This is a genomic window from Bradyrhizobium frederickii, from assembly GCF_004570865.1.
Taxonomy (GTDB): domain Bacteria; phylum Pseudomonadota; class Alphaproteobacteria; order Rhizobiales; family Xanthobacteraceae; genus Bradyrhizobium; species Bradyrhizobium frederickii.
This window is the reverse complement of sequence record NZ_SPQS01000032.1, coordinates 49,273-57,605: the sequence shown is the minus strand read 5'-3', so window position 1 is coordinate 57,605 and position 8,333 is coordinate 49,273. Positions and strand designations below refer to the sequence as shown.

At 57.9% G+C, this 8,333-nt stretch carries 6 protein-coding genes; 2 read left to right on the top strand and 4 right to left on the bottom strand.

The window, feature by feature from the left end:
• Nucleotides 1-234 (top strand): integrase core domain-containing protein (locus E4K64_RS34840; protein ID WP_135161597.1); only part of this gene is annotated, 234 nt, incomplete at its 5' end.
• 58 nt (nt 235-292) lie between these two features.
• Here E4K64_RS34840 and E4K64_RS34835 read toward each other — a convergent pair.
• Complete coding sequence (locus tag E4K64_RS34835) at nt 293-1,384, bottom strand: carbohydrate porin (RefSeq protein ID WP_235884881.1); 1,092 nt, start codon at nt 1,382-1,384, stop codon at nt 293-295.
• A gap of 1,053 nt (nt 1,385-2,437) precedes the next feature.
• On the opposite strand from E4K64_RS34835, the gene E4K64_RS41345 reads away from it, so the two are divergent.
• A complete protein-coding gene (locus E4K64_RS41345; RefSeq protein ID WP_235884880.1) occupies nt 2,438-3,127 on the top strand; it encodes a hypothetical protein in 690 nt (229 codons plus the stop codon).
• Nucleotides 3,128-3,542: 415 nt separating this feature from the next.
• Here the strand turns inward: E4K64_RS41345 and hemN are convergent, their stop codons facing one another.
• The 3 genes from hemN to E4K64_RS34810 all read right to left on the bottom strand — a co-directional run bounded on the left by hemN (nt 3,543) and on the right by E4K64_RS34810 (nt 7,575).
• Nucleotides 3,543-4,910, bottom strand: coding sequence for an oxygen-independent coproporphyrinogen III oxidase (gene hemN / locus E4K64_RS34820; RefSeq protein ID WP_126261973.1), 1,368 nt, complete (start codon nt 4,908-4,910; stop codon nt 3,543-3,545).
• Between the two features lie 1,232 nt (nt 4,911-6,142).
• Complete coding sequence (locus tag E4K64_RS34815) at nt 6,143-6,346, bottom strand: hypothetical protein (RefSeq protein WP_126261972.1); 204 nt, start codon at nt 6,344-6,346, stop codon at nt 6,143-6,145.
• Nucleotides 6,347-6,858: 512 nt separating this feature from the next.
• Entirely contained in the window at nt 6,859-7,575 is a 717-nt protein-coding gene (locus E4K64_RS34810; protein ID WP_126261971.1) for a sulfite exporter TauE/SafE family protein, read from the bottom strand.
• Nucleotides 7,576-8,333: the final 758 nt, after the last annotated feature.

Here is an 8,333-nt window from a genome sequence, read left to right as displayed (position 1 = left end):
ATCAGTATGGACGGCCGGGGCGCCTGGCGGGACAACGTGTTCGTTGAGCGGCTGTGGCGCAGCGTCAAATACGAGGAGGTGTATCTGCGGGCCTACGACAGCGTCAGCGACGCTCGCGCCTCGATTGGCCGCTATCTGGACTTCTACAATTGCCGCCGTCCACATTCGAGCCTTGACGGCAGCACACCGGATCAAGCCTACTTCACCCCGCTGCCGCTCCGCACGGCAGCCTAACCCCGGCAGAGGCTCCACTTATCGACGCGGATATTCTGTTCAGACAACCGGGGCCAGCTCAGTCAGGCGGAGCTTCCATGATGGAGAAGCCGCCATAGATGCCGCGAGACGGCAACCCAAGGGCGTCGCTCTGCCAGAGCTGCCTGTCCACAGCGATGTAGTGAAAATGATTCCCAGTCTCCCTTTGTTGCTTGGGGTCCGCCAAATTCGTGTAGCGGCTATTGTTGAAACCAACGCCCGCCCGCAGCCACGTGTCGGGTACGCCGGGAGCCGACTTGCTCTTGTAGCCGGCTTCGTCAACGAGAAGGATGCCTGCATTGGCCGTGCTCCAGTTCAGGCCGGTGGGATTCTCGGTTATGTGGGCATAGGCACCATCTGGACTGATTGAGCGCTGGACGGAAACCTTGTTGTACAAGCGATCGTCAAAATTGTACTTCAAGTTGACCGCCGGCGTCGGCGCAGCATTGGTGCTCATCCCTGCCTGGAACAAGGCAGACATGTTCGATCCTGTAATCCCTCCGAACAATGTGCCGGTGAACTCATTTTGGTTTCTCAGGTAGCCAAGCTTGAGTTCTAGCGTCCTGTCGAAGAAAGTCTGATAGTAGGCGAGCGTATTGATTCCCGCTCGATCTGGTCCCGGGCGATCCCACGTCCAGTATTGCTGCTCGGCTCCTACGACAATCTGTCCGTCGGCAATGCCAAACCGGCTGAGATCGTAGGTAACGATCATGAAGTTTGCCGACGCGAAGGTCGGATTCTGGCCCATATAGAGCTGGTTTGCGATAGGGCTTCTGGCCGCATTCGGTAGCTGGTTGTTTGCAAAGCTGTTGTGTGTCCAGCCGATGTACCCGATGCCGACATCTGCCAGCGCCGATCTAACGCCGTCCCTGTCCTGATCAATCGTGTCCGCAGGGCCAGGTATGTTCAACCACAACCCTTTTTCACGCAGCTCGTCGTACCTTTCGAAGGGATCGATCGTCTTTTGCGGTCTCCTCTGAGCACCCGCGCCCGCATTGCCGCGCTTCTCGAAAGGCACCCCGAGACCTGCTGCTGGAGCCGAGGCAGGAGCGCGGATTTCCTGACGGATCAGGTCGATCGGGAGCCTTGCGGCCCGATCGGGGGTCTTTCCTCTTTTGCTGGCCTGATCCACGGAGTGGTTACTCGGATCAAGTCCGCTCGCGGTTTGTGCCAGTACGGAATTGCCGACGAGACAAGCCGCTAGCGAAAGCGCGATAACGAGCCAAAATCGCTTTCCCCTTGGTTTGCGTGCTGCCGTAGCCGAGTGTGTCCGAGTCGAGCTCGTCGCGAGAGGGCAATCACGAATGGCGTACTTCGGGCCCATGTCGCCCGGCCATGAATAGATTGAACTGCGGCCTGATTGGCCAGAGTGAGCTCCCGGCGTTTGCGCGTCCGAGGGCGAGGGGGACGAGCCAGAACATGATCTATCCGAAGAGGACCACTCAGGTTTGCTGAACCTCTCACCCCGTGGCACGACGATGATCTGGTCCGAAACTTTGCTCGTGCATGATGCCGGTGCGCCGGGAGCCAGAGGAGGGCGCTGGCTCGGCAAATGCTCACGACGAGCGCGCGGGGGCTTGCTGGCCTGGCCGCCAAAACATTGCGAATGTCCGCCCTGCTCACTGTGAGTTAGGCGAGTCTGGCGGTGTCGCGCATCTGCATCGAAGGCGGCTTTCTGGACGAAACGGCAGCGACCGGCAAGCAAGGCTCTCCGTGCAAGAAGCTTGGATTCACGAAGCGCTTTAGCGGTATCGTTCTCAGCGAAACACAAGACAATAGCCAGGCTTGAACTTGCTCGCGCGCCAACCTCACCACAACATCCATAGTGATGGCCCAGGAGACCGGAGGAATCAGCCATCGAGCAGCTTTGGCGAGTATCGGCAAACAGTTGCTGACTGCCGTGAGCGCGGCACAACCCGTCCTGCATCCGAATCCTTGACGTACGCGACGTTCGTTGGTCACCCTTGCCACGAGCCCGTCATCTCGAACAATCTGCCGGAATTGGTAGTTGACCAGGTACAGTGCTTGCCGTTCCAATCGGCCATTGCCGCTCGGCCGATCAGCCGTGGCCGCCCCGGATGAGGTTGCTGGTCCGGCAAGAGGGGGCTCCATCCACACTCTGCAGGAATGAAGTGGACGGTTTGCATTCGTGCCGCGGGTAAGAAAATCGCCAAGGTTCTTCTGAATGGCGAGAAACTGCTGCGCCATCGCCGGCGAAAATGAGCACCGTTGCTCGCTGGTGACGCTATCATGGAGGACGCGCGCAAATTGTCGCGTTGCGTACCTCAAGAAGCAGCGTTTCATACGAGCAGGGTGGCCGATCGGGACGCTCGGCAAGATTGATTATTGTCGGCGCTCGCAGCTCCTGGAGCGCGTGAGCATCGCAGCCTATCGCGTCGACGAAACAAGCCTGCTGGAATGGGATCTTGAGCGAGGGACAATGGATTTGATGGATCAAGCGGCCGCTTCAGACTGGCGGCCGCTTTTGCGCGGGCCGTCAAGACGGTTCCTCCCGGTTTTGGTGCTCCCGCTTGTCCTCGTTGGCTCGTGTGCTGCTGGCGCCTGGCTTTGGGCTAACCTTGAAACCTTTATCGAGACGCCGGAAGCTTCAACGATGAGCCTGTCACTGGAGGACAGGGCATCCTTGTTTGAGATAAAGTGGGCACTGCAGAAAACCGGAGATGAGATCTCAGTGCTCAACAGCCGGGTCAACGCTCAGCGGGATGACCTCAAAGGGATCCTGGATCAGATCACCATTCTGGCTTCGCGGATCGATTCGCTGCAGAGTTTAACACCTGTTCCTTCTGCTGCTTCCGAGCCTCCTTTGTCGCCAGCCCGGGCTGCTTCGAGCGTCGCCAGGAAACGCTTCGGGTGATCCAAACCGCAGGGACCTGTTTCCGTCGGAGGCGCGCCAGTGATCGCCGCACCGAAGACTGCCGAGCCTTGAGGTCTGAGACGCGGCAGGCGTGGTCGAGTCTCCAACTGTGCTCGATGAAGTGGCCCGTAGGTTCGCAAAGCTGCCTCCGGCCGTAAAATACCCGGAGCTTGTGCGGGCGCCGTCGTCTCCAGCGGCATGTAGTGAGGCCGTCACTATCATCGAGAGCACTCCAGGGCAGGTGGTGGAGAGCACTCGAACCGTGATCCTGAACGGCGGAATACGCTGCGCCTTTCCTTTAAATCAGCTCTCTTCCAATCAGCCTCGCCAGTTTTGAGATCATATCTGAAAGGTCGCGTCATCACACCAATCTGGCGTGCCTGCCCGATGGCTTCTTATCGCCCCCGCGACGAGCTTAGAGCTTTGCGATCTGCTCACTTGCGTGGCTTAATAATAGGGTGCGGTCGAGATAAGTGTCGAAAGCGGCAGCAACAGCGCGAACGACAAACCGGTGCTTCTGCTTGACTCGAATGAATCCCTCTTCAATGTCCACGATCCCATCTTCTGCAAGCATTCCCAGGCGGCCGGCGGAACCGAGAAGAGGAATCGGATCAAATCCGTGAGCAGCACAGATCGCTGGTACGTCGGCCTGCAAATCGCACATCAGACGCTCGATGATTGCTGCGCGGAGGCGATCTTCGGCGGTGAGACAGTAGCCTTTTGAGGTTGCCAGGCGGCCAGCCTGAATGTGTTGGTGATAGGAAGCGGTTGCGATCTCGTTCTGGACGTAACCGTCGCGCAGACGGCCGATGGCTGACGGACCTAAGCCGATTACGGTTTTGCAGGTATCAGCCGAATAGCCCAGCGAGTTGCGGCGCAGCCGACCAGCTTTCTGGGCCAGCGCGAGCTCGTCATTGGGCAGGGCGAAATGGTCGAGCCCGATCTGGCGGTAGCCGGCTGAGACCAGCGTATCTGCAATAGCCGCGGCTTGCTCAGCGCGGGCGACATTATCCGGCAGCGCCGTCTCATCGATCTGGCGCTGACGTTTCATATAGGAGGGGACGTGAGCATAGCCGAAAACCGCAAGCCGGTCTGGCCGCATGGCTAGAGCCGTTCGCGCGGAGTCAACGCAGGACCGCACTGTCTGATGCGGCAGTCCGAAGAGAAGGTCGAAATTGATGCGGCTTATGCCATGCTGCCTTAGACGTTCGACGACAGAAGCCGTCTGTACCTCGCTCTGGACTCGGTTGACCGCCCTTTGAACCGCGGGGTCGAAGCTTTGCACGCCTATGCTCGCGCGGTTGGTCCCAGCCGCTTGTAACATTTCGACCATCTCGGCCGTGACCCCACGCGGATCGATTTCTATGGCGATGGTAGCTGATTTACTGAACGCAAAGCAGTGGCGCAGGAGTTCCATCAAGGCGACAAAATCGATCGGTGCAATGGTGGTCGGCGTACCGCCGCCGAAATGCACGTCGTGCACCGGCAGAGCGCGCGGCAATTGCTCTGCGACCAAGCATATCTCGTCCCGCACTGCTGCCAAGTAATTGCGGACCGGTCGCTCGCCGCGCGTGAGGCTTGTAGGAAAACCGCAATACCAACAGATAGAGCGACAGAACGGAACGTGGATGTAGAGCGATACGGGCTCGTCGGGAGGCAGCCGCCTCAGCCATGTCTCACAAGTCTTGGCTCCGACCATCGCGGAGAATTCCGGTACGGTTGGATAGATGGTGTACCAAGGCAGGCGAGCATCGCAATACTTGTTTAGAAGGGAGGTCTGCAAGACTTAACTTTCCCATGCTCAACAGCATGAAGCTGACCGATGCCGTCAATTGTGTCTTTGCGTTATGTCAAACGTAGTGGTTTCTGAGATCTGGTCCCGTTTTCGATGTTACTGCCAACGCGGCTTAGGGGCAGAGCAAGGAGTGAGAGCCGCTCGTTGGCGATTATTTGGACGTTTAGGTATGAATTTTCTCGTCCGAGCACGGTTGAAGCGGCTAGAGAGCCGGCGCGAGCGATCAATCGCTCATCCGAGGGCACGCCGGTTCGCATCCGCCGACGGCCCGTCATTTTTGCGACCAACACAGGGACTTGTAGGTCTCACCAAGAGCAGCTCGGCTTCTCGATCTTCAAACCGATATTTTCAAGCAAAGCCGATTGGTTGCTCACAGAGTTCGACGGATGCCTCCGTCAAAGGCCGGCGTGACACAAAAGATAAGTTGCTTGCTAGATGAGAGCGCGAGGAGCGCAATAGCACAAAACCTGACGCAACGTGCGATTCAAAGTCCTTTAGCGCGGCCGACGAAAGCCATTCTTAATCTCTAGTATCGGACGCCTAAGCCTCAATTCCGCCACGCTGGTTGTCTCATTGCCACAAGCATCATCACGGATGTACTGATGGTGTTGGGGCGACCCCAGCGCACTTTCAGCCCCCCGGCGAAGTGCGTCGGGGCGCCTTGGTTCGGCGGCGTGTCGTCGCTGTCTAATGCGGCTCACCAACTCACAACGACTTTTGGGCGCCTGCTGATGGCAAGCGAATCCCGGCCAGATGCAATCGGGCGAGACACTATCTGCAATAGTTTCTATTCTGCTTCAAACTGGGTTGTTGTCTTTTTACATCGGCTTTGGAGCTATCGATCCCTGCCAGATCGCGCATATCTATTCCGTTAGCCTCCATTGGCGTCGTATCGATGCGATGCACCTGCAGCTCTCAGCTTCACATAGACCGCCTGGTCAGGTTTCGACCAACCCGTCACTATGTTCTGATGCTGCGAGCTGGCGCTGCCATGCAGGAGCCGACTGGGAGATGATCTTGCGCCTATTCATTGCATGAAAGTAGCCTTCGCGGCCTGGCATTTCAGTCCATTCACAACGGATCGAGGAAGTTTGTGGTTCGGTAGGCCACCAAACCTGGAGCTCGCCTCGCGAAAATGAGAGCTGAGCCTAGCCAGGCCGGAAGGAGATGGCCGCCAAACAGCTCGATCAGTCGAAAGTGGGCACCCCACCCAAGCTCTGTTATACAACGCCGAAGCCATCGAACTCATTCGGCACCGGTAAAAGGATGAGTATATTGGCGCGGCTGATTTCAAAGGCAGCACGCGCAACATTTTGACGGCTTCGTGGCCGAGGCGGCTCATTGCCGCGCTTTGCATCCATGCGCTCAAGAATTGCCTGCGTCTTTCTGGCGCTCAGCACATCATCTTCCCTGACATTCTCCATGACTCCATGAGAACGTAACCCACACACACGCGCGGCGTTGCAGTTCTACATTGAAGTAGAGTTTCCAGGCCCCGACCGCTCTTGAAGAAGTCGAATGCGCCCCCGTGGCACGATCCGCAGGGTAGCGAGAGCGTGCCCGATCGCCTCCCATCAGATGCTCTTCTTCCCGCGTTCTTGCGCCCTAGATGAGAGGGGCGCGCAAGCCATGGACGAGATGGAGGTACGCTTCATCCCGCTCGCGCGCCGCGCCGACATTGACCCTCCCGGCAACTGGAAAGCGCGAACGGGATGTGACGAGGTACGGACCGCTCGGCCCATGACGATCAGCTGGGATGCACGAGGTGATCCGCCCCATCGCCGCTCGACCCGACAGCTTTTCGTGTTCGCGTTGGCGGCTTTCAGAGTTAGTCAAGGCGCGCGGACAGACATAAGCTGCCGCCTTCATCATGTTGCACCCCGATCTGACCGTGCTGGACCTCCTGCCGATCCACGAAAGATGGGAGTTGAGACTTTCAAGCGAGAACCAATTGGATGCCGGCAATGACCAGAACCGCAACGAGGATAAATCTGATGCCTGCCGGGTTCAGGCAGTTCAGGCTGACTATCGTTCCAGCGACGGCACCCGCCAGCGCGGAGATAGCGTAAAGAGCCAAATCCGGAGAGGGAAATTGGCCGGTGAAAAAAGTTCCGACGAATCCGACTGTGGAATTGGCCAGAATAAAAGGGGGTGATAACGCTACGGTCTGCTTCGGTGATGCCCAATTCAGTGTGATGAGCGTCGGCGCGAGAAACACTCCACCACCCACGCCGGTCAGACCGGAAACCAGGCCAAGGGCCGCGCCAATGCTCACGATTGCCGTGAGCGGAGTTTCGCAAACACGATCAGCAGCACGTCCCCGCTGCATGATCATCACGGCGCTCGCCAGAAGAAGAACGAGCCCGGTCAGCGTCTTGTACATGTGGCCATCGAGCACAATCAAGCCGCCGGCAAGCGACGCTGGCATGGACGAAAAGAGAAGCGGGCGCAGGATGGTCCAGTCAACGACCTTGTTGCGGTTGAAGAGCCACGTAGAATAAGCCGCGACGACAATGTTGAGACCAAGTGCCGTCGGGCGCATCTCTGTCAATGACATACCAAAAAATGCCATTAGCGAGAGGAATGCAGTGCCACCAGCCTGGCCAACGCTCGCATAGAGCAGTGAGATGATCGCGATGAGCAGACAAGCCATGCTTCACCGATCTTGGCGACGATCTTCGCCTTTTTCCACGGAGCCCATCATGAGTCGCGCAATCAGGTGCGGTCTGACTGTTTTTCTGCTTGGGGACGGATCGAACCGCTTCGCCGGAATAGCTGGGCAAAGGTCCAGTCAGTTCAAGTTCCTTTAGCGAGTGCCATGTTTGGACCGTCCAATCAATTGCCGACTTGGTACTTGACTGGCTGGAATAGGACTGCGTTGCTTCCTGAGGAAGCAGCACTCGACGGGCCGCCGAGGTGAGCTGCATTTCTTGCTGTAACTCACCTCGTGTTGCGTCTCGCGACGTGCTGTCGGCTTTCCGCATGTCATGAATGCTTCGACGGACCGACGTCGCGCCAACCATGCGCGTTCGAAGCTCTTTCTGGACGTCTGGTTTTGTGAAATCAGCAGTTGGTATGACACTTGCTGGTCTGGCGCGGGTCGTCTCCCTGCTGGAGAAGCGCATGCAAAATGTCCTCCGCATCAAGCAGATCTCGCGGTTACGAGTATCTCTCGTTGCGCCTTTAAGGTGGCCCCTTTCTGCACGTTCGGTACGTTTGCGCCAGGCCTGCCGGACGGATTCGATGAGACGGCGCACAATGATGCGGGTAGTATGGCTTCTGCCTCGACTGTTCCGTGTTGCTCATCGATTCCGTCACCGGCGCCGTCGCACGGCGGAGAATCGGCGAACGGTTAGCGATGGCAATTCGCAAGATTGGGAAAAGACATGAATCTCGTATTGTCTTCGTCCC

Coding starts and splice junctions, on each gene's coding strand:
- E4K64_RS34810 (WP_126261971.1), bottom strand. CDS start 7,575: ATGGCTTGTCTGCTCATCGCGATCATCTCACTGCTCTATGCGAGCGTT.
- E4K64_RS34815 (WP_126261972.1), bottom strand. CDS start 6,346: ATGGAGAATGTCAGGGAAGATGATGTGCTGAGCGCCAGAAAGACGCAG.
- E4K64_RS41345 (WP_235884880.1), top strand. CDS start 2,438: ATGGCGAGAAACTGCTGCGCCATCGCCGGCGAAAATGAGCACCGTTGC.